Below are 25849 nucleotides of genomic sequence, written 5' to 3'. Positions count from 1 at the left end.
TCTAAAGGAGAAAAGATATGAGTTTATTTCCGGCTTATAGAGGGGTTAGAATATTTCCCTTTATGGAAAAATTGAGGTACTATATTTTTTCTTTTTTCTTTTTGTTGTTTAGTCCTATACTAGCTTTTTTTGTCTATTCAAATTTTGAGAAAATCAAGAATGTAGATATTTTCTCTATTGTCGTTTCAGTAGTTATGTTGATTCTGATAATTGGTGTAAGTATTTATTTGACTTGGTTGTCGCAGGAGCGAATATTCTATTTTCAAAAGAGGGAAAGGGAATCTAGGTTAGCTTTCTTTTTGCGGGAAAATGGATATACCTATACTAAAAAGGTTAAGACAGATTCAGGAACTAGAGATAAAGTTGTTTTTCCTGTTGTTTACATGAAGCAAAATCGTTATGATTTGGAAATTGCTTTTAAAATGGCTGGAAATAAGTTTCAGGATAAGTTTAAGAAGATTGGTAGTGAACTTGAAACAACGTTCTTTATGGACTTTATGGAAGTTCAGGACGATATAAAGTTTAAAACTTACAAACTAGCCTATTCTGCTTTTTTGAATCGAATCAAGGTAACTGATGTGGAGTATTCTGATAAGGGTATTCAATTGATGAAAAATCTGTATTGGAATCCTATTGATGACCCTCATTTACTTGTTTGTGGTGGTACTGGTGGTGGTAAAACGGTATTACTAAGGACATTGATTCGTGCTATGGCTAAAGTTGGAGTGGTGGATATTTGTGATCCAAAACAAGCAGACTTTGTGACTATGGCAGAACAGAAAGCCTTTGAAGGTCGTATTTCTTATCAGGTTAATGACATTGTTGAAATGATTGAAAGGGCTGTTGGTATCATGTTTGCTCGCTATGCTTATATGCGACAAAAACGTGAAGAAAATGGGGATAAGGACTTACGTAAGTTTTATGAGTATGGTCTTGAACCTTATTTCTTAGTGTGTGATGAATACAATGCTTTGTGTGCTATGCTTGATTTTCAAACTAGACAGCGCTTGGATAATGCGATGGGTCAATTCTTACTACTTGGAAGGCAAGCTGGTTGCTTTGCGGTTATCGCTATGCAGAAGCCTTCAAGAGAAGATTTAGGTTCAAAACTACAAGCGAATATCAATTTCCGAATTTCTGTTGGTCGATTGGACGAGGTCGGCTATGACTTAGCCTTCGGGGAAGTCAATAGAAATAAGGAATTTAAGTATGTGAAATATCTTGGTGGTAAACGAGTATATGGTCGAGGGTATGCTAGTGTATATGGAGAAGTCGCAAGAGAATTTTATTCTCCGTTGTTAGAAAAGGGATTCTCCTTTACTGATGAATATGAGAAGATTGAGCGACGACAGAATCCTTTCAACCCTTTAGAAAATCCGAATGCTCAATTATCAGAAGAAGAAAAAGAAAATCTTCAAGCTGAAATGGAAGCACAAGAGGAATTGCAAAAAGGAGAAGTAAAGAAGGCTAGTCCTGAATTGATTCAGGAGTTGATGTCTAGTAAACGACAGAAGGGAGAAAACAATCTTGGTGATCTTGTGAAGGCGAGTGATTTCTCAAGGACTATTGGTGTTAGTTTTTCATCTGTTCAAAATCTATTGAATAAATTGGAAGAAAAAGATGTTATAACTGTTAGTCGAGAAGATGGTTTTTTGTATTTAGATAAAAGACAGATGGCCTTGGTCAAAGATTTGTTTGAGTTGAAGAAAACTAGTACTCAGAAATGGACTGAAATACTAGAAGACTATCCTTTTGAAGAATATTGATTGAGGAGAACTATTCTCCTCTTTTTTGTTTAGATAAGAGTTGGTTGAATAGAGCTTACTAGTAGCTAGTAGCAGAAGCGAGGAAGCGAAGCGACGAGCGCCTGCGGTCACTAGCGGTCACTAGTAGGCTCTATTCAACTAATTAACCCACCTATTCTAATAGGTGGGTAACAAGAGTTACAAAATGCACTTCGCACTTACAGCCACGTGGCTTCGAGGTGTGTCCTTTTTGCAATTTCTTGTATCTCTTTTAGTAAAAATAAGGAGTTTTATAGGAGAAATGGACGGAAGAGAGTTAAAAGAGTTTAGAAAAGAACAAAAAATGACAAGAAAAGAACTATCGATAAAGACTGGTATTCCTGTTTCTACGCTAAAGGCTTACGAGAATGGTTATAGAACTTTGAAAAAAACAGATTTTTTAGAAATAAAAAATCAATTTAGTTTGAAAAGATGTGATGCTAGTCTTACAAGATATATGGTGGATTATTTCAGGTTTACACTTCATAATGAAATTGATGTCTATTTTGTTGCGAAAGAATTTTTTGGATTTGATATAATGCCTAAACCTGAAACGACCTCATTTATGAAATATGAACTGTTGTATCGATATGGGGATATTTGGTTTTTGGGATTTAATTCTTCGTACAGTGAGAATGGAGAAGATAAAAACAGAATTACGGTTCAATTAAGCGGTCAAGGCTGCAGACAGTTAGAAGTCTATCTTGAAAATGAAAATATAACTTGGATTGATTTTATAGAAAAAATTCAGAAGCGTTATGGAAATGATTTTAGCGTTACTAGGATAGATGTTGCAGTTGATGAAATGGTTCAGGAAGATTCAAAGGATAACTTTGATTTATCATCTCTAGTAACTAGATATTATAATCAAGAAATTGTTTCACCATATCTAAGAAACTTTTCATTTGTTGGTGGAGGTGGATTTGATTTTGAGAATCCCTTAGAAATAGAAAATAGACAAGGGTTATCAATTTATCTTGGTAGTCGGCAGTCTGAAATGTATTTTAACTTTTATGAAAAAAGATATGAGATAGCAAAGAAAGAAGGGATAAGCGTATCAGATAGCGTAAGGTTGTTTGGGATATGGAATCGGTATGAGGTTCGATTTTCACAAGGCAAGGCAAGGTCGTTTGTTACAGAAGTTTTAGAAGGTGCTGAGATTGCTGAGTTGACAAGGTCGATATTTCAAGGTGCAATTCAGATTTATGATGGTACTGATGAACACGGTTTTAGAATGTATGATAGCAAGTGGCAAAGTCTTTTTGGAAATGACGAAGCAATCAGACTTTCAGTTAGTCCTGAGCCTTATTCTGTAGAAAGAACGATAAGATGGCTTGTTGAGAGGGTTTCTAATTCGTTAGTGTATGTTTCTGAGATTGATCGATTGTTCATGCAAGAGAATATGAAAAAAATAATGAGTTCAGGAGAAATTACGCCAAGACAACGAAAAGAACTAGAATTTCTTCAAAGTCAGTTAGGGAGTCTTACATGATTGAATATAAAGATATTGAAAAGATTGTCTATTTGATTCCTGACAGAAATTTTTATGATGGAGTAATTGATAGTAAGGTTGCTAGAGAGTATCAAGCCTATATTGAATTTCAATCACAAAAGTACAACCAGACAAAGAGAAAATGTGATTGGGATGAACTGAAACGCTTGAATGCAGAATATGGAAGGTATTTAGCGAATGAAGTTGATGTAAAAAGAAAATTATTGTGGTTTGGGTTGCTAAGAAGGAATAAAGAAGATATGGAAGAAGAATGTTTAAAGTTGATTGAAAGATTTCATTTAGAAAGATGGGTTTAGGAATGGAGAAATTTCATGAAAAATTAAAAATGTTAAGGAAGAAAGAGGGATTTACACAACAAGAAGTTGCTGATTTTTTTGGAATACAACAAGCTGTTTATCAAAAGTGGGAAAGTGGAAATCGCAAACCTAGTTATGAGAATTTAAGTCTGTTAGCTTGTATATTTGATGTTTCGATTGATTATTTACTAAATGATTATTTAGAAATATCAAAAGAAACCTTTTTAAAGTTAAAAAAAGAAAAAGAAGAAGAAAAAAAGAAATTATTTTCAGCAAGACTTAAAGAATTACGTTTACAGCATGGAATTAGTCAAGAAGAATTAGCAGAACAAATCGGAATAAAGCAAAATTCTTATAGTGATTGGGAAAATGGTAAGTGTAAACCTAGTTATGAGAAACTAGAAAAAAATAGCTGATTTTTTTGAAATTTCGTTGGATTGGTTGTTTGGGAGAAAATAGATGAAAGTTAAGAAACGTTCTCCTTCTTTTTAGTTAAGGACAAGTTATAAAAAATAGAAAAATGAATGAAGAGGTAATTGAAATGGAACTAAAAGGAAAAGATAAACAAGTAATTGAACTGTCGAATGAACTTGCTAAAAAATTGAAGGAAAAAGATTTTTCGCAATCTTGGTCACTTGCAGGGGAGTTGAATGGGCTTCTTAAGAATGAAGAAGAATTGACTTTATCTTATCAAGTAATTCAGTGTATTAAAAATGATTTGGCGAGTTATTATGATATGAATAAGGCATACAATAAAGTTGCAAATCGTGCTTTTGCGATTGGAAGCAATTTGGAGCGTAGTGCTTCAATTTAGTTAAAATGGTGAAGGAAGTCAAGTTTGGCTTCCTTTTTTTCTTTTTGAAAGGAGAAAAAAATGAGTGTTAAAGTTATTTATGATAGCTATTCTGATGTTTGTAAGAGTTATGCTTTGGGTAAAGGTTTTCTTGAACTACCTGAGAAAATTATTGATCGTTTAAATGGACATTTTGATGGTGTTGAATTTAAAGAGTTTGGTTCTTGTAATCCAAACAATGTTTATATCAATTCATTTATAGAAATTGATACTGAGGAAGCATTGATTGAACGTGCTAAGATTTTGAATTATGGGGAATATGAGCAGTTAGTCAATGAAGATCGTTTGTTTGCTTATGTAGAGGAACATGAAGAAGAAATTGTTAGTCGTCTAAGCGAATCATATACCTATTTAGGTCATGAAGGCGATAGCTGGTATTTCTTGCAATAGAGAATGGTTGATGTTGAAATGGGTTCAAAAGTATTGATTAAGAATCCAAAAAATGGAAGGCAGGCTTGGTTTAGCTTGCCTTTATATTTTGGAAAGTTGTCTGTGATTGGTTTGACTGGCTCTTATGATGAAACTATTGAAATTGTTGATTATGAGGGTTCAGGATTTATTGGATATGGTTTATTTGCTGTTGCAGATTTGGAACAGTTGAATAAACAAGTGGAAAGTGGTTAAAGGAAGGAGTAAAGGTTACTTTGTATCAAAATGATAGCAAATATAAGAGTGCTGAACGAAGGGAATTTTGAATTTCTCTGTGAACTGGATATTATGAAATACAGTAAAGAACAAGTTTTCGAAAGAATGCAGGAAAGAGGCATTGATAAAGATAACTTTTTTATTTGTGGTATTACAGATTGGGAAGTTGATAAAATCATGTCGCTTGAAGAGGTTTACTTGCTGAAGAAAGCAGTATTGGAATTGTATGATGGTGACGAATTCGTTGTGAAATTTCAATTACAGCGTTATGTGCCTGTAACTAAAATTGTGACTACATATTATAGATTTTGTTCTAAAGATGAAGCGCAAACTTTCTTTGAAGTAACAAAAGGATTAGACTATCAATCTGTTGTAAATTATATCTGTGAGACTGGAAGTTGGGTAATAGCTTTTCAGGGATTTGTGGATCAAGGAGAAGTCTTAAATACTCCCCAAGGATTTTATAGAAAGGTTAATCTTTGATTTTTGAAGGAAGTAGAAAATAAGGAGTAAAGAAGAAATTGAGGTAATCTATTTGAAATGATAAGAAAATTTAAAAAAAGAGAAAAAAATCAAGAAAGGTTAAAGAAACTTTCTGATAAGAAGGTATACACTCCTAAGAAAATTAATCAAAAGAGTGCGAATCTAATTTTTGGCTCTTTGTTGATTGGTTTTGTGGTCTTTGTAGGTGCTTCTGGAGTTTTATCAATTAAGAATGTATCTAAAGTGAAGGAATTTGAAAAGAATCAGATTGCTAAGGTAGATAATAAGGAAATTGATAGACGACTGGAGCAATTTTTGGATAGCTATGTAAGCTATTATTTTACTTATAAGGCAGGTGAGAAGGATAGTGAAGAAAACGCAAAGCGTTTGAATGAATTCTATGGAACACCGCCTAGTGTTAAAAACCAAGGACAGTCCAAGCAAGATATGTCTATTGTGAGTGGTCGTTTGCTTATGGCAAAAGATGGAGTTGCAGTTTATGCAGTGACTTATGATACAAAGGTTGATAACAAGGTTCAACGTGTATCAATCGAGTTTTCAATACCATACGTTGAAAAAGACGGTCGCTATTATGTTGATGGCTTGCCTTGGTTTGCTCCTGTTACAGATTTTAAGAGTCAGGATGTTGACAAAGAAAAGCAATTGGTTTTGACGGCAAATGATGGTCTGAGTGAAAATGACAGAAAAGATTTGGTTGCTTTTATTGAATTGTTCTTCAAGAATTATACAAGCAGTCAATCGAATCTTGATTTGATCTCAAAAAATATCAAAACAATTGGTGGAGCAACTGTTAAAAGCATTGATTATACCTATTTTGTAAAAGGTAGTGATAAGACACTAGCTTATGTACAAGTTACCTTTGATGTTTTAGGTACAAGTCATAGCGAGAATTTTTCTTTCGAGTTAAGGAAAGATAAAGATAGTTATTTTGTAGATAAAATGGAGCATCAGATTCCATTTGATTATGCGAAAGATAAAACAAAAGAAAATTAAGGAGAATGAGATAAATGAGTTTTTTTCAGTATTTAGTTGATAAGTTGGGTGTCCCTTTGATTGGATTGTTTGTATTTAGTAAAGCGATTCGAGCTTGGAGGGAAGGAAAGACTTGGGGTATTTTGGTATCCATTTTGACTGGTGCTTTAATTTTATGGTTCTTGTTAAGTCCAGAAACTGTATTGAAAGCTCCTGCGACTTTATTTAATAAATTGTTAGAAGTTTTTAAGTAAGCCTATGGAAAAAGAAGAGAAACAATTATTTTCGTATAAGCGTGGTTTTGACCAGCCTATATTTGTAAAAGAGTTATCGGATAATTTTAGTTTGCCTTTTTCGGTTGAGATGTCGACTCTATTATATTTTATCTTTTTTACTCCGATTTTCTTTTTTCTCTTGATGTCAGTAGGTTTTCTTGAGTGGGGTTGGTGCTTAGTTGTTGGTTCTGCTTTAGGCTGGCAATTGGGGAAAATTCTGACTAATAATAAAATTGATGGTAAAACGATAGTGATTTATCTACGTGATTACATTTTTTATTTTTGGCATCATGGAAGATACGGTAAAAAGTATTATATAAATAAAGGTAAACGATATGTAAAAATAGAAAGGATTTATCGTGGAAATTACGAGTAATTACTGGGACTTTGCGGACAGTTTGATATTACGTAAAAATGGTGGTGTTTTTGCAGTCTTTGAAGTTCCTAGTGAGGTTTTGGTTACGATAGACAAGAGGGGACGTGAGCGGTTTAAACAAACCGCTTTTTCAGCTTTTAGTCAAATATCGGTCTATGGTGATTTTGAATTGCATACGATTCCTATTCCGATAGATTTGTATGAGCGATTTGAACTCTTGCGCCAAGATATTGACCAAGATAGCGGTACAGCGCCTTTAGCAAACTTGATGATGGATAGTCTGCAAGAAAAGATTGAGGATGAGATTGAGTTTTTGTTTGAGTACAAGCATTATATCTCTGTTCCATTAAAATCAAACAATATCAGTCCAGACTTAGTTTCGACTTTAAAAGACAGCATGTCTTTCTACAAAAAAGAAACGTTGAAGTTGCTTGGACTGGGTGAATTACCTCCTTTAAATTGGTATGAGGATTGGCAATTAAAGAAGAATGCTTTAAAAAGTGCCTTGCATCAATTGAGAGTTCGTGAAGTTGAAAAAACAGAGTTGGAATTTTTAGCTCGTTTGCAATTCTTACGAGGTCAATTTTATGACAAGGAAACAGAAGTAGATGCAATTAAGAATTGTATCGATAATATCGATGATACAAATATTTATTTTGAGAATCACAAAGTGTTGCGATTGGAGAATAAAGATGATGATAATTTGGTCGCTTGTTTTCCAATTGTGGACTATCCTCAAAATGTATCTTCGATTCATCTACAAGAAGAATTGCAGTTGCTAGATTTTCCTGTAGAAAGTATCTATAAAGTTGCGTTCTCGGCAGATAAGGGTGTTTCTTCTTCTAAAAAGAAAGCAAGAAACAAACGTAAAAATTTGGGGAATGTGGTTGCTGAAATTGAGGAAGATGGCGATATTCAACGTTTAGAAGTGTTAGAAGCTCATCAAATGTTAGTTGACTATCAAGAAAAGGTTGAAAGTAAAGAAAAAATGGTTGAATTTCTCCATTTCTTGGTTGTGACTGGTGATGATGAGGATGAGATTGAGGAAAGATATGATATTTTAAGTAAGCTTATAGCTAACTTAGGAGGTTCTCTTGCAAGAGGTTATGCCGATAGGTTGTATCTTTTCTATAAAGGTCGCTTTACAGAATTGTTGGATAAAAAACGTGAAAGTTATGTGCAATATACTTCTTTGGAAGGTTTCTGTCAGAATATGTTTTTTGTTACGAAAGAGGTGGGAAACAAGGTTGGCTTCCCTATTGCACGAATAGACAATGAAATTGCGAGTTGGGGTGGTGACTTTATGGCAGCCTTACAAGCAAGTAATCGTCTAGTCTTTTCAAATTTGCTTCAGGCGAATAAAATGGGGATTAAGGATAAGATTACTAATAATCCTCATGTTGCCATTACTGGAGCGACTGGAAATGGAAAATCATTTTTGATGAAAATGTTGTTTACGTTGAATAGTTTCTTAAAAATCAAGTCGGCTTATATTGATCCTAAGTCTGAAATAAGAAATCAGTTTATGAAGATTTTGAAGGAGTATGAGGAACAGAATATTCATAAAGAAGTTCAAGAGTATATCAAATCTATTCACTTTGTAACGCTGGATATGAAGGAGGATAGAAATATTGGAGTTCTGGATCCATTTGCTTATATTGATGAAAAGACAACGTTGACAGAAATTGCTTCGGTCTTAATCTCTACCGTTTTAGACAAAGAGGATTCTAAGAAATTGAAATCTTACTTGTTGGAAAATATTGATAAGGTTTGGGATAGGAAACAAAATGGAGAAACGGTTGGAATGTTACATCTGTTTAAGACTTTTGAGGAGGAGAAAGACAAAGATGTAGTAAGGATTGGTCGTTATTTGTCAAAAATGGGCGAAAATACCTTGTTAAAATTGTGCTTCTCTGATGGCTCTAATAAGTCTCTGCAGTGTGATAATAAGATTACGATTTTTGAAATTGCTGGATTGGATATGCCTAAAACCTCTAATTATGAGGATATGACAGATACTCAATTGCGAAGTCTTGCGGTTATGTACGGTTTAACCTTCTTCTGTGCTGATTTTGGAGAAAGAGATAGAACACAAGAAACCTTGCTGTATGTGGATGAGGCTTGGCAAATTTCGTTGACTCCTAGTGGTCGTCAACTGTTGGCGAGAATCAAGCGTACAGGTCGTTCGTTTAATAATTTCTTAGTTTTGGCAACTCAATCTGTAAAAGATGTTTCAACTGAAGATGATGGTACTGGTTTTGGTACAGTCTTTGCTTTTTCAGAAGATAGTGAAACGTCTTCGATTTTGGAACATCTCAAAATCAAAGAAGACGATTTGTCTAAGGCATGGGTTGAAAATCAGACAATGGGACAGTGTATCTTCTCTGACGTTTTTGGTCGAAGAGAAAGAATTACAGTGGATGGTACGATATATGATTCGATAACTCCATTGTATGAAACTGTTACAACGAATCTGAAGTCTACAGGCTAGCAAAGGAGAAAAGATGAAGAAGAAACTAGCTCTGTTTGTTTTTTTACTCTCTATTTTCTTTCCTTTGTTGGCTTTTGCGGATATAGGAACAGTTTCGCTTCCGAATGGTACGCTATCTGAAACTCCAGCTTTTGTGAAAGATAAGTCTTCTTCGACAAGCTCATCTAGTTCTAGTGATGGCTTAACGCTTCCCAATAGCGGTAATACAGGTGCAAGCTCTAGTATTGTTAAGCCTAGTCCATCTGAAAATAAAGACCCTTTAGAAAAAATTGCTGATGATACATTAAGAAGAAGTTCGGATGTTGTCGGTGCAAATGCGAATCAAGGTGTTGCTGATAGTGTCAAGGAAACGCAAAAAAAGCAAGAAGAAGAAAAGAGAAAGAAGGAAGAGGAAGAAAAAGCCAATACAAAATTAAGTTATGCCAATTTCAAGACAAAGATGAAACGCTTGACCAGCTATGTCTATTTTGATAAAGGTCTGTTTGGTCTTGGTGAAGTCGGAAATTATTGGATAAACAAAGTCGTTCAAGCTATTTTCTGGTTCTCTAAGTTTTTGTTTGGAATCATCGTAAGTCTAGTATCTGCTGTTGAAAAAATGACGGATGTATCGCCTTTCTTGAACAAGGTTGTAGAAATGGCAAGCGCTGTTTTCTCTGTCTTGTTTGGTGCAACGACAAAATATATCGCAGGTGTTTTTATGGCTGTATATATTCTGTCTGTGTGGGTCAAAGGCGGACAAGTATTTAAAACGGCTTTGAAACTTGGTTTGGTCTTTGCGGTTGTTGGTGGCTTTTTCACTAAAATTTCAATCAATGGCAGTCCTGAGCGCTATCTTCCTATTCACCTATATAATGTCACGGATGAAATTACAAAAGAATTTCAGACCGAGATTGTGAAAAAGGTGGGTACTGTAGATGCTTCTATGGCTGAAAGTTATTTTAACTCAACGATTATACCTGCATACAAGAATATGAACTCCAAAAAAGATAGTGAGGGAAATTATTATCTTTCAGAGGAAGATTTTCAAGAGTTGACTAATTATCAGGAAGGTAAAGGAAATTTCAAGTTATCAGATAAAGAAATCAAAGCCCTGACCAAAAAGAATGATAAAAACGAAACAGAAGATGTCAAAGGTCAAAATTTGGTTGATGAATGGTCTGATAAGTTCACTTATGCTTTTACCTCAATTTTTGATGTAGTTGTGGTTGGTGTTGTGTATCTTTCAATGGGGCTAGGTCGAGTAGTGATATTGCTTTCTTATGCTGTATTGTTGTTGATTTTACCATTTGCTTTAATTTTGAGCTTATTTCCACAATTTAGTCATTATTTTGGTGGTATCTCTAAAAAAGGGATTTCTTTCTTGTTGATTTCATCTGCTATTAGTTTGGCAAGTGTGATTGTTCCAATCGTTTATGGAAATATGTCAAGTTTCATAGAAGATTTTGGTGGAGGACCTGGTCTTGTAGCAACGTTTTTGAAATGTATTGTGATTTGGTGGCTATTTAAGAATAGACACAACCTGCTATCCTTTATGAATGGAAAGGGGAATCCTCTTTCTAGTTTGACAAGAGGTCGATTAGGTCGTCTAGGAAATGGAATGAACTTGCAAAGGATGAAAACGATGGCGACAAAAGTTGGGGATAGAGTTCCTAACCGGGTCAAATCCTTAGCAAGAGTCACCAAAAATAATGCTCAAAGATGGGTCGGTGACAAGGCAAAACCCTTGAAAAACTGGAATGAAAATCGCTTGGAAAAAAGAAGCAATCTAGCCAAAATGGAAATCCCTCAAAATGATGACTATATGGCTCGAAAGATAAAACGTGCTAAAAAGGTTGAATGGAGAAAGGCACATAGACGAGAAATGCTTGACCGAGCCAAAATGAAAGTCGAGTATTTCAAAAACTATGGAGAAAAGGATATAGATAAGAAAGGAGTAAATAAAAAAAATTACGAGACTTTAGAAAATAGAGTCCGTGAAAATATGTACAGAAAGCAGGAAATAAAGGGTCATAGACCAAAGGCAAGAACATTTGAAAATGGTGTATGGAAAGAAACGGTTGATTTGCCATCTTTGAAACGCTTGGAACGCAAAGAAAGAATTCGCAAACTACAGAAGAAAAAAGGTAGACTTGGTTTGCAAGAAAGGTTAGCTACGTAGATGAAAAAGACTAGACGAACCTTTGCCCTGCTTAGCTTCTTTTTACCGATACTTTCTTTTTTGTTTTTGATGCTTCTTCTTGGTGGGCTGATTACAAGTTCTGCTGGTGGTTCATCAGGAAGCACAACTGGAAAAAGAACACGTCTAACAGCGCAAGAAGTGGCTCAAAAAGCTAATATCTCTGTCGAAAGGGCAGAAGATGTCATTAAGATTCTAAACTGGCAACTATCAAGAGAAAAGTTTACTTTGGAAGGTGCTAGTGGTTCTTTGGCGAATGCAGAAAGAGAAAGTGACTTTGATCCAAAACTAACGAATCCGTCAGGTGGAGTTGCTGGCTATTTTCAATGGTCAGGCTGGGACGGAAATACTATCAATGGTGATAGATGGGCGAATGCAAGTTCACGTACTTTAGATAGTACGGTAGAACTAGAATTAATGTCTTATGAGTTGAATCATGGCTATAAAAAAGTTAAGGACTACATGCAAAAAGCGACTGATCCTTTTGAAAGCGCCAAGTATTGGTCAGAACATTATGAGGGTGTATTGCTTTCAGACGGACAGACTAAACTAGAAAAACTGGAAAAGGACAGCAAGAAGTGGTATGAAGTCTTTAAGGGAACGATTGAATCGGATGGCTCGTCAAGTGGCAATGCCATAGCTGGTAGCTTAGATATTGCTCCTGGAGCTGTTGCGATGGAGATACCGAACGGATACTCTATTGACAAGGAAATCACTAAGGAAGGCTATATCACTCAATCCTATCCTTATGGTGAATGTACGTGGTATGTCTTTAATCGAGCGAAAGAATTTGGAATACAGTTTGATCCATATATGGGTAATGGTCAAGATTGGGCGCATAAGTCAGGGTATGAAGTAACGAATACTCCTACAAAACATTCTGCTGTTAGCTTCCAAGGTAGGCAGGCAGGTGGTCACCCAACTTATGGTCATGTAGCTTTCGTCGAAGATGTGAAAGACGATGGGTCAATATTGATTTCTGAATGTAATTTTGTCAAAAGTGGACAAGGTACTGGAATCACAGATTATCGTGTATTTAGTGCTGAGGAAGCGAAGAATTTTTATTATGTGATTGGAAAATAAAGAAAAGAGGAAAAAATATGAATAAGAAATTTGTAACATTGTTGTCTGTAGCTATCTTGAGTTCGGCAACGACGACTTTTGCGGATACACTTTCGCTTGGTGGTGATAGTAAGGTCACAAATGATACGACAAGTATTGTAGTAACTCCACCAACGGAAACAAAACCGAAGGAAGAAAAACCAAAGGAAGACAAGTCATCAACGGTTGTGATTGGTGGTGAAAGTGAGAAACCTATTGATGATAAAGCAGGTGGTATTGTTGTAACACCTACGGAAAAAGACAAGTCATCAGAAGCGCCTGCAGAGACACCAGCGCCTAAAGTGAATGATAATTTGGATTTGGGTGGTGATTCTGAGAAACAGCAGGAGAAGGACAATAAAGGCATTGTGGTTGATTCACCTACTCCATCAGACAAACCGAAGGAAGAAACGCCAAAAGAAGATAGGAAGTCTACTGTAGAAGATACTCCTGAAATCAAGGAGCAGAAACAAAAGGCAGAAGAAAATGTTGGAGTAAAAGAAAAAGATACTCCGCAGCCTTTGAATGTGACCAAAGAAGAAATTAAGGAGACTCCGATTGAAACGAATACAGGTCATACAGTTGTATCTACCAATCAAGGAAAGGTAGTCGTTGAAACAAGCGAAGGTGACTATCAAGAAAAAGAACCTTACGAAATTGGCGCTGTGAAACAGCAAGACGGTACAATCGCTTTGAAGGATAAAGAAGGACAGTTAAAAGTTCTTCCGAATACTGGAACAGCAAGTACAATCTTTGCGACTGTTTGGGGCTTGATTGGACTGATTGCGACAGTTTTGGGTCGACGTAAATTGAATTAAGGGAGATAGTATGAAAGAGTTTTTTAGAATTTTGAAAGAATCTGATAAATTGGGATATAAACTATCTGCGATTTGTGGAGTAAATTGGTTGGTTGGTCAGTTGTTTAGGTGGCAATCTTTAGTGTTTGAAATGATAGCGTGTGCCATTTTGATTAAAAAAATATCAGCAATACTTGAAATTAGTCCAAATTATTTAGGATTTTTAATGATTATTTTTATCCTAGCGGTTCCTTTTTCAAAGTTGCGTTTTGGTGTTGATAGATTCATTTATTCATTTTTTGAAAGCATTGTGGTAGGCTTGATTTTTTCAATTGCAGTGGATTTTCCATTTCAAGAGAATGAATTTTCATTATGGATTTTAATGACTCTTTTTAGCATTGGTATTTATCAGTTTATGAAGTGGTTTCAGACAAAATTGTTTCAGCGATATTTATTTAAGAATATCCTGAATAAGGAATATCTTGGAATTAAGAAGGCGACTGATCCTTTTCCTCCTGAAATCAATTTCTATGTCGATGCAGGTGAAAGTGATGCAAACCAGCGAATGGTTATGATTAATACACGTGCAGTAAAAGAGGCTTATCAAGAAATCGTGGAATTAAGTTTTTTGAATGTTGAAAGATTTACAGGTCTTTCTCATTATAGAGAAGCATGGAATGGTTTTAAAGCTCCTTTGAAAAAGAAATTTTTAGATGTAGATGAAGTATCTCATTTAGTGTTTAGAGTATATCCTTTTGGAAAAGAATTAGATTTTTATTTCAAATTGATTCGATTAGATTTAAGTCGAAGAAAGGCTTTTACAGTGAAAGGTGTTAGTGTAAAAGTGGTAAATAGTTAAGGTAGGGGCAACCCTGCCTTTTTTGTCGTTTTAAGGAGAAGAAAATGGATCAAGTAAATTTATTGAAAATGTATGCTGTAAAATTGGCTCAAAGATTGCATGAGGGTCAAAATTATTTAGAGTTTACAGCTAGTCGTGATACTGGTTATGGGATTGAAACTATGTTCGTTGAGGTTAAAAGGTATAATCAGTATGTTCGTGTTGCTTATCATTATGAGGGTTGTCATGCCAACCAAAAATTACCAAAAAAACATTATGCTAGTGTATCTGTGTTAGCTGAGGAAGGCTACTATTTTGATTTTATGAGAGCAGCAGCCTATACTTATTTTCCTGATATAGAGAAATTGTTAGAACAGTTATAAAGTAATTGAAAAGTGATAAGATAGAAAGGAGAAAAAATGGAAAATATTTATTTAGATTTAGCTTATTTTACGTTTGTTTTGACTTGTGGTATATTTTTTTATTAGTATTTATATATTTTAGGATTAATTCACTTGAGTTAGAATTAAAAAAGGTATCAAGGAGTTTTGATGATTTAGTTAGAGAGAATGATTGTCTTTTTGGAACAAATAATAAAGCATTAGAAAGTTCATCGGAGAATGATAGTATGGAGATAAAACGTTTATCAAGAAAGTGTGATAAGATAGTAAATGTTTTATTTGAATATCATCATTTATTTGTAAAACTTAATGAACGGATACCAAAATAGCGGATACTAGGAAGAAAAGGTCAAGAATAAGTCAGAAATGGCTTGTTTTTTGTTGTTTTATAGATAAAAAAAGAACATAAAGAAACCAGGATATGAGCAAAGATTCGGATTTGAGGTCAAAAAGTTCAACCAGGTATCAAGATTTTGTTCGGAAAATATAATGTTAGGAGTTTAAAAGAAATGGAATTACAAAAGCAAGTGTTTAATATTGAAGTTCCGATTCCTGCTGATATGGTGTTGATTAGTCGTTCTGAGTATTTAGACTTAATTCAGAAAGAAGAAGTAGGTCAATGGTGGACGATTGACAAGGTAGAGGAATTGTTGTCAATTAGTAAGACTAAATTAGTAAATGATATTTTGTTGAATCCTGCAATTAAAAAAGAGGTGGATATTGAGCAGAATGAAGAAGGATTTGTGTTATATCCAAAAAGTAAGGGTTCACCATATAGATTTTTAGCTAGAAAGACAAGAGAATATTTTGATAAAAACTATCAAAAAATACTCTTAATGATATAATAGAATGGTGATGATTGCCATTCAGAAAGGAGTTATAGTGGCAAGTTACAGACAACGTGGAAAAAATAAACTTTGGGATTATCGAATTTTCGATAAAAAAGGAAAAGTTGTTGCGACAAATTCAGGTTTTAAGACGAAGCGTGAAGCAATGAATGAAGCGCAAGAGAAAGAGCGTAAGTTGTTTCAATCTAACTATTTAGTAAAATTTGATAGTAAAGCTAGTTTATATGAGTTATGGAAAGATTGGTATGAGTTAGTTATTTTACCGTCAGAAAAAGCAAAATCAACGAAGGACGGCTATCATTTTAGAGGAAAGATGATAGAAAAAATCTTTTCGGATATTCCAGCAGTTCAAATTACTCATAAGGAGTATCAAACTCGATTGAATGAGTACGGAGAAAAGGTTACTAAAGATCATGTCAGTCGATTAAATGCAGATATAAGAACGGTTGTAAAATTCAGTAAACGTAGTGGCTTAGTTATGAATGATTTTACTGATGGTGCAAAGATATTTGGTCAGGCTGGTGGTGATATTGAGGATAAGTATCTTCATAGTATTTCAGACTATAAAGGGTTGTTATCTCATTTACGTTCAAAATTTAATTATCGTGAATCTGTGATGTCTTATTTACTGTATTTTTTATTTAAGACGGGCTTTAGGGTTGGCGAAGGAATGGCTGTGTGTTGGTCAGATATTGATTTTGAAAATAAAACGATAAGAACATATCGGAGATTTTCAGGAGATCGACAAGAATTTACTCCCCCAAAAACAAAGACTTCTATTAGAGAGATTCCTGTTGATGATAAATTATTGCAAGTTTTAAGAGATTTTAAAGAAGAACAGTCCAATGTTCTGTATGATCGTGATAAATTAAAGAAAGAAGATTTGGTTTTCTATGATAGAAGATATAGAATACCTACGAATGCTGGACTTAATAAATATTTAAGAGTTTGTTTATCAGAACTTGGAATTGGTAGTCAAGAAATGTCTGCGACTTCAGGAAGGCATACATACGGATCATATTTATTAGCGCAAGGAGTTGATATATGGGTAGTTGCAAAGTTGATGGGTCATAAAGATATTCAGCAACTTATCAAGACTTATGGTCATGTATTGCAAGAGGTGATTGATAAAGAATATGATACAATTAGAGATTTGATGGTTGAATAAAGAAGAAAAAAAGATTGAGAAAAAATTGACCAAAAATTGACCAGATATTCTTGTAAGTGTTGATAAATCAACGTTTATCAGTATTGTTTCTATCTCTGCAATCGGCAGAATCAAGAAGTCCAAACGGGCTTCTTTTTTTGTAAATATAGGAAAGGTGGAACGTTTGAGATAGGTTCTATTTAACGTCAGAAACTCCTACTTATAAATTAAAACTAAAATTTATATTTTGTGGTATAATATATTTTAATAAGCACTTGTTTTCGTTCCGTTTTAGAGGACTATAGGCTGTTAATTATTCTAGAAATTTTTGCTTTGATTTTTTTAAAAAGTCATAAAAGTTCATGGATAGTAACGAATGAAGTCTCGCAAACTTGGCTGAATATAAATCAAAAAGGAGAAAATTATGAATAAGAAAGAACGGGAAAGACAATTTGAAGAGATTAACGGACGTAAGCGGTCAGAATCAAAGTTGACTCCAAATAAAAAAATAAAAATCTATATTGGCATAGCACTCGCTGTTTTAGTCACTCTTATCTTGGTAAGTATTTTCTCATATTTTCTGATTGTAAAGAAAGAGTCAAATCAAGCATCGTCTGCTGTTTCAACTACAGAGTCAACAAGTCAATCGTCTACAAGCCAAGGAAAGACAGATGAGACTGATAAGGATAAACAAGAGGAAATTCAGAAACTCAAGGATCAACTGACTGCTTTAGATACCAAAATTACGGAAGCAGAAGCATTTGTTAGCAAGTTCAAGAAAGAAACTGCTGTTCCAAAATTAGATATTGAAGCAATTAAGAACAATGACTTGTCTAGTTTAGAAGGTACTTGGCGTAGTCAATCTGGTAATGAATACATTATTAATGATTCTGGAGAAGTACGTGCGACTTGGTTTACAAATGATCAAAAGTACGAATCTGTAGTTGGATTAAAGGTATCAAAAGGACAAGATAATCGTAACCCTGAGACAGCGTCTATCAGTGCATGGGTAAAAGATTCTGTTGCTGGAGGATTTGTAATAGTAGCTGTGCCAAGTGGAGTCGTTATGCAACCTGCTGATGACGGAAAGATTACGGATAAAAGCAATCATACTGAGGAAAGACTACTTTCAGGACAAGATTATGGGTCTATGTTAATGAAACCAGAAAATGTTTATTATCGTGTGAAACCAGATACCAGTAAACTTGAGGAAGCAGAAAAGAACTTAGCTCAACTACAAGCAGACCGTGAATCAATCAAATCTTCTCTAGAGCCAAAGGAAAAGAAAAACTAGATGGTATTCGTTCAAAAATACTGTTACAATCGGCAGAATCAAGAAGCCCATTAGTGCTTCTTTTTCTTTTGTTACAAATATTCAACCACATAGACAGAGATATTGACCAGATAGGCAAAAGGGCTTGTTCTTGAAAAATTCCTCTGCTATAATGGTTCATGTAAGGGGCGTGAGGGGTCAGTATCGGACAACTCAAGAACCAAAAAAAGAAAATGGAGACAAAAAATGAAAAAATTATTGGGACTTGTATTTTTAGTAGCAGCAGCGCTAGTATTGTATTTCGGATCTGTTGGCTGGCCAAGTTTGGATGTCAACCTCTGGTCACTCATTCCGGTAGGATTGTTCCTCTATTTCACGCTAGAAAACTTTTTGAAAAAAGATTACAAGGCTAGTCTGATGTGCTTGATCATCGCCTTTATCATTGCAAATGCTATTTTGGACCTTTTGCCAATTTCAAGTGGTTTGGTGATTGGTGCAGGAGTGCTAGCTTGTGTAGGACTTGGCTACCTCTTTCCTGATAAAGATAAAAAAGAAGACAAGTAGAAAAGTCTCGAGAAAACTCAAGACTTTGTTTTTATTTACCAGCGTAATATTTTTGGATACCTTTTACGATGCCTGCGACTAGTCTATCTTGGTATCGATCATCACGAATACGTTGATTCTCAGTGAAATTATCCATATAACCGAGTTCTAGGAGGACAGCTGGTTTGGCTGTTTCGCGTAGAACGGCAAAGCTACTTTCCAATAAGCCAGCATCCTTGGCACCAGTTTCGGCTAGGAGAGAGGAGTGGATAGCAGCAGCGAGGCGTTTGCTTTCACTCATACGATCAGGGTGATTGTGCCAGTATTGATTAATCTTGCTTGGATAATCAGGTTCATCGCTATAGGAGTAGGTTTGAATACCGCTCGCTTTCGAGTGAATGTTTCCAGTAGCATTGAAGTGAATACTGATAAAAATATCAGAGTTGGTTTTATTTACCATTCTTGAACGCTCAGTCTTAAAATCAACATCGATATCACTGTCACGTGATGTGAGGACAGTATAACCTAATTCTTCTAATTTCTTACGCAGTTTGCGATAGACTTGCATGTTGAGATCTTTCTCGGCTACATTGTAGTAAAAGGCACCTGAATCTCGACCACCATGCCCAGGATCTAGGAAGATAGTTTTACTGTATTGACCTTTTACAAATCCACCTTCTGTTGAAACTTCAGAAATCCATTGACCGTATTTTTGGAACAAGTGTTCCTTGCCGTCTATCTTGTAGGTTCCTGATACATAATGGCCACTATCGTCCAAATAGTAACGAGCCTTGTAATAGTCGTCGTAAATCCACTCATTCTTGGCCATATAGCCACCAGACTTGAGATAGTAGGCTCCAATCCATTCACGAGCCGCGTAGGTTCCATTCGCTTTTAGATAGAACTAACTGTTGTAGGCCTTATCAAAGATCCACTCTTTTTCAGCCATGGCTCCACTAGATTTGAGGTAGTAGCTTCCTTTCCATTTATTGGAAAGCATGACTCCATTTTGTTCAAAAGCATACCAAGTTCCCTTGATTTTCTCCCATTTGTCTTGGCTATATTTCCCATATTCATTAGCGTAATACCAATTTTGATCAATCTTCACCCAAGAGTTTTCCGCCATAGCCCCGCTACTTCCGAGTAGGTAAGCACCAACGGTCGTTTTACTGAGCATCACGCCGTTTTTGTCAAAATAATACCAAGAACCGTTTACTTTTTCCCATTTGTCTTGCGAGATTCTGCCAGATGGTGTGACATAATACCAATTTTGGTCAACCTTCACCCAGCCACTATCCGCCATAGCTCCACTTTTAGTGAGAAGGTAGCCATCAACGATTGTCTGACTGAGCATGATACCATCTTTGTCAAAGTAGTACCAAACTCCTCCGATTTTTTTCCATTTTTGCTGGATGATTTTTCCAGACTCACTGGCGTAGTACCATTTCCCTTCAAGAGTCACCCAACTATTTTCTACCAGGACCCCGTCTTTATTGAGAACATAGCCATCAAAGATAGTATCACTGAGTCGATTTCCCTCTTGGTCAAAATAGTACCACTTATCTTGAATTTTTTTCCATTTGAGGACGGGCTGATTGTCTTCATAGAAACGCCACTGTTTGTTTTCTTCCTGCCATCCTTCTTTTTTAGGGGCTTCTTCTTTTGCCTTGTCTTTTGGAAGTGTTGCAACCTCCTCTTCATTTTTAATTGAAAGATCTTTCTTATCTTCCTTAGAGTTGCTTTGTTCGGTGGTAGCAGGAGGATTAGCATTGCTTTCCTCTGCGTAGATAGGTGCTTGTGCCAATCCTGCTATTGAAAGGACAACAGCACTTGCCAATATAAACTTTTTTAACGATATTCTCCAATCATTATTTTCTAAGAAATATTATAAAATATGTCTGATGGTTTATCAACTATCAAACTGAACTTCCTCTAGTAAGTATTCGATAAAGCGTTCGCCCATCTTAGACAGGCTGGTTTTTTCATGCTGGATATAGACTAGTTCAATCGGGTCGTCAATGTCCAGCGGGATGGAAACGATATTGTCTCCATTGAGGTTACTGTTCAAAATCCCTGTTGCAATGGTGTAACCATCCAAACCAATCAAGAGATTAAAGAGGGTGGCACGGTCACTGACTACGATGGATTTCTTGTGGTATTCCTGTGAGAGAATCTCTTCAGAGAAGTAGAAGGAGTTGTGCGTGCCCTGGTCATAGCTGAGGTAAGGGAAGTTCTCCAAATCTTCTAGTTTAACCTTATCTTTCTTTGCCAGAGGGTTGGTCTTGCTGACAAAGATATGCGGTTGTGCTGTAAAGAGGTGGTGCGCTAGCAGGTGATTGTCATCTAGCATTTTCGTTAAAACATCGCGGTTGTAGCTATTTAAAAAGAGGACACCGACCTCGCTACGGAAGTTCTTGACGTCATCGATAATCTCCCAAGTCCGCGTTTCACGAAGGAAAAGCTCGTATTTTTCCATATCACTTTTCTTAAGTAGCGATACAAAGGCATTGACTACAAAGGCATAGTGTTGAGACGAAACGCTAAAGAGTTCACGATGGGCGACAGGATTTTTATAGCGTTCCTCCAGAAGCTGGGTTTGCTCGACAACTTGACGGGCATAGGAGAGAAACTCCATCCCATCACGGGTCAAGGTAATGCCCTTGGGATTACGAATAAAAATTTCAATCCCCATTTCATTTTCCAAATCTCGAACGGCATTGGAGAGACTGGGTTGGGTGATAAAGAGTTGCTTGGCTGCCTCATTCATAGAGCCTGTTTCGACGATTTTGATAATATAGTGTAATTGTTGAATTCTCATGCTTTTATTGTACCATACTTGCGGAAGAATGGGCAATGAAGACGAAGAAAATCGGGGGAAAGAGCCGGTCCAGTATTGAAAAAAAGTCTATAATCTGCTAAAATGAAAGCTATGAAAACATTCTATGATGTGCAGCAATTTCTCAAACAGTTTGGCATTATTGTTTACATGGGGAAGCGCTTGTATGATATTGAACTGATGAAGCTCGAACTCTCTCGGATCTATGATGCAGGTCTGATGGATAAGCTAGACTATCTAGAGGCGGAAGCTGTTCTTCGTAGAGAGCACAAGATAGAATTAGACTACTTAGAGAAAAATGGAGATAAGAACTTATGACAATTTGGATTGTTTGGGGAATCGTATTGGCGATGGCGGCCTGGATGGGCTATAACTACCTTCGTATTCGTCGTGCGGCTAAGATTGTGGACAATGCAGAATTTGAAGCCTTGATTCGAAAAGGGCAATTGATTGATGTCCGTGAACCAGCAGAATTTCACAGAAAACATATCCTCGGAGCTCGCAATATCCCTTCAAATCAGTTGAAGTCAAGCCTTGCAGCCCTTCGCAAGGATAAACCTGTCCTTCTCTACGAAAACCAACGTGGCCAACGAGTGACCAATGCAGCCCTCTATCTGAAAAAGCAAGGTTTCTCTGAGATTTATATCCTTTCTTATGGGTTGGATTCTTGGAAAGGGAAAGTGAAGACGAGTTAAGATCAAGGAAAAAGTTTATAAAGTCGGTCTCATATACTAAATTAATAAACATTTTAAGGAATTTTTAGAAAATGCAAGAAAAGAATAAAACCTCACGTAATATAGGTATCCTATCAATCGTAGCTAGTCTTTTGCTTCCATTACTAGGTATTTGTTTAGGAACTCTTGCTATAATAGAGGCTAACTCACGTCAAAAAGAATCTGGACTTGATTATAAAACAGAAAGAATTATAGCTATTGTAGGTATTGTTCTTTCTGCTCTTAACTGGATTATTGGAATTTTCTTACACATGAATTAAAGAAGATTGAAAAAAGCTTTAAATTTAAAGCTTTTTTCTTTTATCCACTTTTTTCTAAGTAGTTTTTTATGATTTCTAATTCCTCTGGATTCAAGAGACGGTATTGCCCTTCTGTTAGTTCTGGGTCTAATGTAAAATCACCGAATTGGACTCGTTTTAGGGCAGTCACCTTAACACCGACTGAGAGGAACATTTTTTTAACTTGATGAAACTTGCCCTCAGAGATGGTGATGGTGGCTTGACTAGAGGAAGGACTAGAGGATAGAATTTCTAGCTTTGCTGGTTTACAGGTGGTCCCATCTAAAAAGACAATCCCATCTTTGAATTTTTGGATATGGTCTGACGTGAGCAGTCCGTTGACCACCACTTGATAGGATTTATTGACATGGTACTGGGGATGAAGGAGTTGGAATCCTAAAGGTCCATTGTCTGTCAAAAGTAGCAGTCCCGTCGTATCGCGGTCTAATCTGCCTACAGCATAGAGCTGGTCAGACTGGATGTCAGGTGGAAGGAGGTCCATGATGGTTGGAAGTTTCTTATCCTTGCTAGCTGTAACGACTCCATTTGCTTTATGAAGCATGAGGTAGTTGTGCTCGTAGCCTTGGATTTGCCGCCCTTGAAAGACTAATTTCTGTAATCCTGTATCGACATTTTGAGCGAGGGAGCGAGCTGGACAATCGTCGACTAGGATTTCTTTTTTTAATAGAGCCTGTTTCATAGCCTTGCGGCTGATCTTTTCTTGGGCAAATAATCTATCTAAACGCATACCAGCCTATCTTATCATAAGTCTCTGACTTTGAAAAGGGTTGCCTTGACTAGAAAAGCAGAGTGAAAACATTTACACTTAGCTGAACTGTGATTTTTGAATGAGACTGTGGTATAATTGTTCAGTTAGAAATAAAAATTTTAATATTAGAGGAAATCATGACAAAATTAAGAGAAGATATCCGTAACATTGCGATTATCGCCCACGTTGACCACGGTAAAACAACCCTCGTTGATGAATTGTTGAAACAATCTTCAACATTGGATGCTCGTACAGAGTTGGCAGAGCGCGCTATGGACTCAAACGATATCGAAAAAGAGCGTGGAATTACCATCCTTGCGAAAAATACAGCCGTTGCTTACAAGGGAACTCGTATCAATATCATGGACACACCAGGACACGCGGACTTCGGTGGAGAAGTTGAGCGTATCATGAAAATGGTTGACGGTGTTGTTTTGGTCGTAGATGCCTACGAAGGAACCATGCCACAAACTCGTTTCGTATTGAAAAAAGCCTTGGAACAAGACCTTGTCCCAATCGTGGTTGTCAACAAAATTGACAAACCGTCAGCTCGTCCAGCGGAAGTAGTGGACGAAGTCTTGGAACTTTTCATCGAGCTTGGTGCAGATGACGACCAGCTTGATTTCCCAGTGGTGTATGCTTCAGCTATCAACGGAACATCTTCATTGTCAGATGATCCAGCTGACCAAGAAAAAACAATGGCGCCAATCTTTGACACCATCATCGACCATATCCCAGCCCCAGTGGATAACTCAGAGGAGCCTTTGCAGTTCCAAGTGTCACTTTTGGATTACAATGATTTCGTAGGTCGTATCGGTATCGGACGTGTCTTCCGTGGTAGTGTGAAAGTTGGGGACCAAGTTACCCTTTCTAAACTAGACGGAACAACGAAAAACTTCCGCGTTACAAAACTCTTTGGTTTCTTTGGTTTGGAACGTCGTGAAATCCAAGAGGCCAAAGCGGGTGACTTGATTGCTGTTTCTGGTATGGAAGATATCTTTGTTGGTGAGACGATTACACCGACAGATGCAGTTGAACCACTTCCAATCCTTCACATCGATGAGCCAACTCTTCAAATGACTTTCTTGGTCAATAACTCACCATTTGCTGGTAAGGAAGGTAAATGGGTGACTTCTCGTAAGGTGGAAGAACGCTTGCAGGCAGAATTGCAAACTGACGTTTCCCTTCGTGTTGACCCAACGGATTCACCAGATAAATGGACTGTTTCAGGTCGTGGAGAATTGCACTTGTCAATCCTGATCGAAACCATGCGTCGTGAGGGCTATGAACTTCAAGTATCTCGTCCAGAAGTTATCGTAAAAGAGATTGATGGTGTTAAATGTGAGCCATTTGAACGTGTTCAAATCGATACTCCAGAAGAATATCAAGGTTCTGTAATCCAAAGCCTTTCTGAACGTAAGGGTGAAATGTTGGATATGATTTCAACTGGTAATGGTCAAACTCGTTTGGTCTTCCTTGTTCCTGCGCGTGGTTTGATCGGATACTCAACTGAGTTCTTGTCAATGACTCGTGGTTACGGTATCATGAACCATACCTTTGACCAATACTTGCCATTGATTCCAGGTGAAATTGGGGGACGTCACCGTGGTGCCCTTGTTTCCATCGATGCTGGTAAGGCAACAACATACTCAATCATGTCTATCGAAGAGCGTGGTACCATCTTTGTCAACCCAGGTACTGAGGTTTACGAAGGAATGATCATCGGTGAAAACTCTCGTGAGAACGACTTGACAGTTAACATCACTAAGGCCAAACAAATGACCAACGTCCGTTCAGCTACTAAGGACCAAACAGCGGTTATCAAGACACCTCGTATCTTGACCCTTGAAGAGTCTCTTGAGTTCTTGAACGACGATGAGTACATGGAAGTAACGCCTGAGTCTATCCGTTTGCGTAAGCAAATCCTCAACAAGGCAGAGCGTGAGAAAGCCAACAAAAAGAAAAAATCAGCTGAGTAACAGCTAGAAAGAGATAAAGATGGTCTATTTAATCATAGGGATACTCTTATTACTACTCTATGTATTTGCGACACCCCAAAGTATCAAAGGAACAGTCAACATCGTTATCTTGGTCTTTTTAGTTGTTGCACTCTTGATTTTGCTGATGTTGTCCATCTTGCAAATCTTCCAGTTACCAACAGAATTCTTTGTCACAATCGCCATGCTGGCTCTAGCCTACTTTAGCTTGAGAGATATTACGCTCATGCCTGTAAAAAAGGGTAAAAGAAGATAATAGAAGAGGCTGGGTAATGACTCAATTTGAGGAGAAAATCTAGCAAATTTTTCCCTGATAAAACGCATAATATTAAGGTTTTTGAATGCCTGATATTATGCGTTTTTATGATTTTTAAAACTTTTTGAGCGACCTATTAGAAAGTG

Annotated in this window: 28 protein-coding genes and 1 pseudogene; 26 read left to right on the top strand and 3 right to left on the bottom strand. The window is 36.4% G+C overall.

The features are described 5' to 3' along the window. The first annotated feature begins 17 nt into the window (after positions 1 to 17). From D8803_RS02565 to D8803_RS02465, 21 genes are all read left to right on the top strand, one after another. A complete protein-coding gene (locus tag D8803_RS02565) occupies positions 18 to 1766 on the top strand; it encodes an FtsK/SpoIIIE domain-containing protein (RefSeq protein ID WP_084925723.1) in 1749 nt (582 codons plus the stop codon). A 280-nt stretch (positions 1767 to 2046) separates the two neighbouring features. Then, entirely contained in the window at positions 2047 to 3276 is a 1230-nt protein-coding gene (locus D8803_RS02560) for a replication initiation factor domain-containing protein (RefSeq protein WP_131200149.1), read from the top strand. Next, on the top strand, positions 3273 to 3593 hold the full coding sequence (locus D8803_RS02555; RefSeq protein WP_131200148.1) for a hypothetical protein: 321 nt from the start codon (positions 3273 to 3275) through the stop codon (positions 3591 to 3593). The genes D8803_RS02560 and D8803_RS02555 overlap by 4 nt, the downstream gene beginning before the upstream one ends. Then, positions 3584 to 4009: a helix-turn-helix domain-containing protein gene (locus D8803_RS02550; protein ID WP_131200147.1), complete on the top strand. Its 426-nt coding sequence runs from the start codon at positions 3584 to 3586 to the stop codon at positions 4007 to 4009. Before D8803_RS02555 ends, D8803_RS02550 begins: the two co-directional genes overlap by 10 nt. Before the next feature lie 125 nt (positions 4010 to 4134). Continuing rightward, complete coding sequence (locus tag D8803_RS02545; RefSeq protein WP_131200146.1) at positions 4135 to 4407, top strand: hypothetical protein; 273 nt, start codon at positions 4135 to 4137, stop codon at positions 4405 to 4407. Between the two features lie 60 nt (positions 4408 to 4467). Continuing rightward, a complete protein-coding gene (locus D8803_RS02540; RefSeq protein ID WP_131200145.1) occupies positions 4468 to 4836 on the top strand; it encodes a hypothetical protein in 369 nt (122 codons plus the stop codon). 18 nt (positions 4837 to 4854) lie between these two features. Further along, positions 4855 to 5070: a hypothetical protein gene (locus tag D8803_RS02535; protein ID WP_131200188.1), complete on the top strand. Its 216-nt coding sequence runs from the start codon at positions 4855 to 4857 to the stop codon at positions 5068 to 5070. Positions 5071 to 5100: 30 nt separating this feature from the next. Beyond that, positions 5101 to 5574, top strand: a complete 474-nt coding sequence (locus D8803_RS02530; RefSeq protein ID WP_131200144.1) for a hypothetical protein — start codon at positions 5101 to 5103, stop codon at positions 5572 to 5574. Positions 5575 to 5631: 57 nt separating this feature from the next. Then, complete coding sequence (locus D8803_RS02525; protein WP_131200143.1) at positions 5632 to 6588, top strand: conjugal transfer protein; 957 nt, start codon at positions 5632 to 5634, stop codon at positions 6586 to 6588. Positions 6589 to 6602: 14 nt separating this feature from the next. After that, positions 6603 to 6821: a TcpD family membrane protein gene (locus tag D8803_RS02520; RefSeq protein ID WP_000007734.1), complete on the top strand. Its 219-nt coding sequence runs from the start codon at positions 6603 to 6605 to the stop codon at positions 6819 to 6821. Positions 6822 to 6825: 4 nt separating this feature from the next. Next, on the top strand, positions 6826 to 7218 hold the full coding sequence (locus D8803_RS02515; RefSeq protein WP_131200142.1) for a TcpE family conjugal transfer membrane protein: 393 nt from the start codon (positions 6826 to 6828) through the stop codon (positions 7216 to 7218). Between the two features lie 22 nt (positions 7219 to 7240). Next, the gene (locus tag D8803_RS02510) at positions 7241 to 9709 is read left to right on the top strand and encodes an ATP-binding protein (protein ID WP_223805045.1); all 2469 of its coding nucleotides are present in this window, start codon (positions 7241 to 7243) and stop codon (positions 9707 to 9709) included. A 13-nt stretch (positions 9710 to 9722) separates the two neighbouring features. Continuing rightward, a complete protein-coding gene (locus tag D8803_RS02505; RefSeq protein WP_131200140.1) occupies positions 9723 to 11867 on the top strand; it encodes a hypothetical protein in 2145 nt (714 codons plus the stop codon). Continuing rightward, positions 11868 to 12968: a phage tail tip lysozyme gene (locus tag D8803_RS02500; protein ID WP_131200139.1), complete on the top strand. Its 1101-nt coding sequence runs from the start codon at positions 11868 to 11870 to the stop codon at positions 12966 to 12968. 17 nt (positions 12969 to 12985) lie between these two features. Further along, positions 12986 to 13804 (top strand): LPXTG cell wall anchor domain-containing protein, encoded by an 819-nt coding sequence (locus D8803_RS02495; RefSeq protein ID WP_131200138.1) that lies wholly within the window; start codon positions 12986 to 12988, stop codon positions 13802 to 13804. A 10-nt stretch (positions 13805 to 13814) separates the two neighbouring features. Further along, the gene (locus D8803_RS02490; RefSeq protein ID WP_131200137.1) at positions 13815 to 14642 is read left to right on the top strand and encodes a hypothetical protein; all 828 of its coding nucleotides are present in this window, start codon (positions 13815 to 13817) and stop codon (positions 14640 to 14642) included. A 44-nt stretch (positions 14643 to 14686) separates the two neighbouring features. Further along, the gene (locus tag D8803_RS02485; RefSeq protein ID WP_131200136.1) at positions 14687 to 15004 is read left to right on the top strand and encodes a hypothetical protein; all 318 of its coding nucleotides are present in this window, start codon (positions 14687 to 14689) and stop codon (positions 15002 to 15004) included. Between the two features lie 527 nt (positions 15005 to 15531). Further along, a complete protein-coding gene (locus D8803_RS02480) occupies positions 15532 to 15867 on the top strand; it encodes a DUF771 domain-containing protein (RefSeq protein WP_131200135.1) in 336 nt (111 codons plus the stop codon). Between the two features lie 37 nt (positions 15868 to 15904). Then, complete coding sequence (locus tag D8803_RS02475) at positions 15905 to 17038, top strand: site-specific integrase (RefSeq protein WP_131200134.1); 1134 nt, start codon at positions 15905 to 15907, stop codon at positions 17036 to 17038. A gap of 403 nt (positions 17039 to 17441) precedes the next feature. Next, positions 17442 to 18311 carry a DUF6287 domain-containing protein gene (locus D8803_RS02470; RefSeq protein ID WP_049518940.1) on the top strand — a complete coding sequence of 290 codons (870 nt, stop codon included), beginning with the start codon at positions 17442 to 17444 and terminating at the stop codon, positions 18309 to 18311. A 225-nt stretch (positions 18312 to 18536) separates the two neighbouring features. Further along, on the top strand, positions 18537 to 18854 hold the full coding sequence (locus D8803_RS02465; protein WP_131200133.1) for a hypothetical protein: 318 nt from the start codon (positions 18537 to 18539) through the stop codon (positions 18852 to 18854). A 31-nt stretch (positions 18855 to 18885) separates the two neighbouring features. Here D8803_RS02465 and D8803_RS02460 read toward each other — a convergent pair. Both D8803_RS02460 and D8803_RS02455 read right to left on the bottom strand, forming a co-directional pair. Next, positions 18886 to 20691 (bottom strand): annotated as a pseudogene (locus D8803_RS02460) (N-acetylmuramoyl-L-alanine amidase). Positions 20692 to 20742: 51 nt separating this feature from the next. Beyond that, positions 20743 to 21651 (bottom strand): LysR family transcriptional regulator, encoded by a 909-nt coding sequence (locus tag D8803_RS02455; protein WP_131200132.1) that lies wholly within the window; start codon positions 21649 to 21651, stop codon positions 20743 to 20745. A gap of 102 nt (positions 21652 to 21753) precedes the next feature. Between D8803_RS02455 and D8803_RS02450 the strand changes: the two genes are divergently transcribed. From D8803_RS02450 to D8803_RS02440, 3 genes are all read left to right on the top strand, one after another. After that, positions 21754 to 21987, top strand: a complete 234-nt coding sequence (locus D8803_RS02450; protein ID WP_173258623.1) for a YqgQ family protein — start codon at positions 21754 to 21756, stop codon at positions 21985 to 21987. Then, the gene (locus D8803_RS02445) at positions 21984 to 22364 is read left to right on the top strand and encodes a rhodanese-like domain-containing protein (protein ID WP_061588331.1); all 381 of its coding nucleotides are present in this window, start codon (positions 21984 to 21986) and stop codon (positions 22362 to 22364) included. Before D8803_RS02450 ends, D8803_RS02445 begins: the two co-directional genes overlap by 4 nt. Positions 22365 to 22435: 71 nt before the next feature. Next, entirely contained in the window at positions 22436 to 22663 is a 228-nt protein-coding gene (locus tag D8803_RS02440) for a DUF4190 domain-containing protein (RefSeq protein ID WP_131200131.1), read from the top strand. Positions 22664 to 22703: 40 nt separating this feature from the next. Here the strand turns inward: D8803_RS02440 and D8803_RS02435 are convergent, their stop codons facing one another. Next, positions 22704 to 23429, bottom strand: a complete 726-nt coding sequence (locus tag D8803_RS02435) for a 16S rRNA pseudouridine(516) synthase (protein ID WP_131200130.1) — start codon at positions 23427 to 23429, stop codon at positions 22704 to 22706. A 158-nt stretch (positions 23430 to 23587) separates the two neighbouring features. On the opposite strand from D8803_RS02435, the gene typA reads away from it, so the two are divergent. Together typA and D8803_RS02425 are read left to right on the top strand one after the other, a co-directional pair. Further along, positions 23588 to 25429 carry a translational GTPase TypA gene (gene typA / locus D8803_RS02430; RefSeq protein WP_131200129.1) on the top strand — a complete coding sequence of 614 codons (1842 nt, stop codon included), beginning with the start codon at positions 23588 to 23590 and terminating at the stop codon, positions 25427 to 25429. A 19-nt stretch (positions 25430 to 25448) separates the two neighbouring features. Further along, the gene (locus tag D8803_RS02425) at positions 25449 to 25703 is read left to right on the top strand and encodes a DUF3165 family protein (RefSeq protein ID WP_000262658.1); all 255 of its coding nucleotides are present in this window, start codon (positions 25449 to 25451) and stop codon (positions 25701 to 25703) included. Positions 25704 to 25849 lie beyond the last annotated feature (146 nt).

It is taken from the genome of Streptococcus oralis, assembly GCF_003943385.1.
GTDB lineage: Bacteria > Bacillota > Bacilli > Lactobacillales > Streptococcaceae > Streptococcus > Streptococcus oralis_CA.
The sequence above is the reverse complement of the archived record's forward strand: the minus strand, read 5'-3'. Positions and strand labels throughout refer to the sequence as shown.

What these genes read in the sequence shown, in the direction of transcription:
- D8803_RS02530 (WP_131200144.1), top strand. Translation starts at nt 5,101, where the DNA reads ATGATAGCAAATATAAGAGTGCTGAACGAAGGGAATTTTGAATTTCTC.
- D8803_RS02435 (WP_131200130.1), bottom strand. Translation starts at nt 23,429, where the DNA reads ATGCGTTTAGATAGATTATTTGCCCAAGAAAAGATCAGCCGCAAGGCT.
- D8803_RS02525 (WP_131200143.1), top strand. Translation starts at nt 5,632, where the DNA reads ATGATAAGAAAATTTAAAAAAAGAGAAAAAAATCAAGAAAGGTTAAAG.
- D8803_RS02560 (WP_131200149.1), top strand. Translation starts at nt 2,047, where the DNA reads ATGGACGGAAGAGAGTTAAAAGAGTTTAGAAAAGAACAAAAAATGACA.
- D8803_RS02535 (WP_131200188.1), top strand. Translation starts at nt 4,855, where the DNA reads ATGGGTTCAAAAGTATTGATTAAGAATCCAAAAAATGGAAGGCAGGCT.
- D8803_RS02515 (WP_131200142.1), top strand. Translation starts at nt 6,826, where the DNA reads ATGGAAAAAGAAGAGAAACAATTATTTTCGTATAAGCGTGGTTTTGAC.
- D8803_RS02495 (WP_131200138.1), top strand. Translation starts at nt 12,986, where the DNA reads ATGAATAAGAAATTTGTAACATTGTTGTCTGTAGCTATCTTGAGTTCG.
- D8803_RS02550 (WP_131200147.1), top strand. Translation starts at nt 3,584, where the DNA reads ATGGGTTTAGGAATGGAGAAATTTCATGAAAAATTAAAAATGTTAAGG.
- D8803_RS02500 (WP_131200139.1), top strand. Translation starts at nt 11,868, where the DNA reads ATGAAAAAGACTAGACGAACCTTTGCCCTGCTTAGCTTCTTTTTACCG.
- D8803_RS02455 (WP_131200132.1), bottom strand. Translation starts at nt 21,651, where the DNA reads ATGAGAATTCAACAATTACACTATATTATCAAAATCGTCGAAACAGGC.
- D8803_RS02440 (WP_131200131.1), top strand. Translation starts at nt 22,436, where the DNA reads ATGCAAGAAAAGAATAAAACCTCACGTAATATAGGTATCCTATCAATC.
- D8803_RS02450 (WP_173258623.1), top strand. Translation starts at nt 21,754, where the DNA reads ATGAAAGCTATGAAAACATTCTATGATGTGCAGCAATTTCTCAAACAG.
- typA (WP_131200129.1), top strand. Translation starts at nt 23,588, where the DNA reads ATGACAAAATTAAGAGAAGATATCCGTAACATTGCGATTATCGCCCAC.
- D8803_RS02470 (WP_049518940.1), top strand. Translation starts at nt 17,442, where the DNA reads ATGAATAAGAAAGAACGGGAAAGACAATTTGAAGAGATTAACGGACGT.
- D8803_RS02520 (WP_000007734.1), top strand. Translation starts at nt 6,603, where the DNA reads ATGAGTTTTTTTCAGTATTTAGTTGATAAGTTGGGTGTCCCTTTGATT.
- D8803_RS02480 (WP_131200135.1), top strand. Translation starts at nt 15,532, where the DNA reads ATGGAATTACAAAAGCAAGTGTTTAATATTGAAGTTCCGATTCCTGCT.
- D8803_RS02445 (WP_061588331.1), top strand. Translation starts at nt 21,984, where the DNA reads ATGACAATTTGGATTGTTTGGGGAATCGTATTGGCGATGGCGGCCTGG.
- D8803_RS02490 (WP_131200137.1), top strand. Translation starts at nt 13,815, where the DNA reads ATGAAAGAGTTTTTTAGAATTTTGAAAGAATCTGATAAATTGGGATAT.
- D8803_RS02555 (WP_131200148.1), top strand. Translation starts at nt 3,273, where the DNA reads ATGATTGAATATAAAGATATTGAAAAGATTGTCTATTTGATTCCTGAC.
- D8803_RS02505 (WP_131200140.1), top strand. Translation starts at nt 9,723, where the DNA reads ATGAAGAAGAAACTAGCTCTGTTTGTTTTTTTACTCTCTATTTTCTTT.
- D8803_RS02485 (WP_131200136.1), top strand. Translation starts at nt 14,687, where the DNA reads ATGGATCAAGTAAATTTATTGAAAATGTATGCTGTAAAATTGGCTCAA.
- D8803_RS02540 (WP_131200145.1), top strand. Translation starts at nt 4,468, where the DNA reads ATGAGTGTTAAAGTTATTTATGATAGCTATTCTGATGTTTGTAAGAGT.
- D8803_RS02545 (WP_131200146.1), top strand. Translation starts at nt 4,135, where the DNA reads ATGGAACTAAAAGGAAAAGATAAACAAGTAATTGAACTGTCGAATGAA.
- D8803_RS02565 (WP_084925723.1), top strand. Translation starts at nt 18, where the DNA reads ATGAGTTTATTTCCGGCTTATAGAGGGGTTAGAATATTTCCCTTTATG.
- D8803_RS02465 (WP_131200133.1), top strand. Translation starts at nt 18,537, where the DNA reads ATGAAAAAATTATTGGGACTTGTATTTTTAGTAGCAGCAGCGCTAGTA.
- D8803_RS02425 (WP_000262658.1), top strand. Translation starts at nt 25,449, where the DNA reads ATGGTCTATTTAATCATAGGGATACTCTTATTACTACTCTATGTATTT.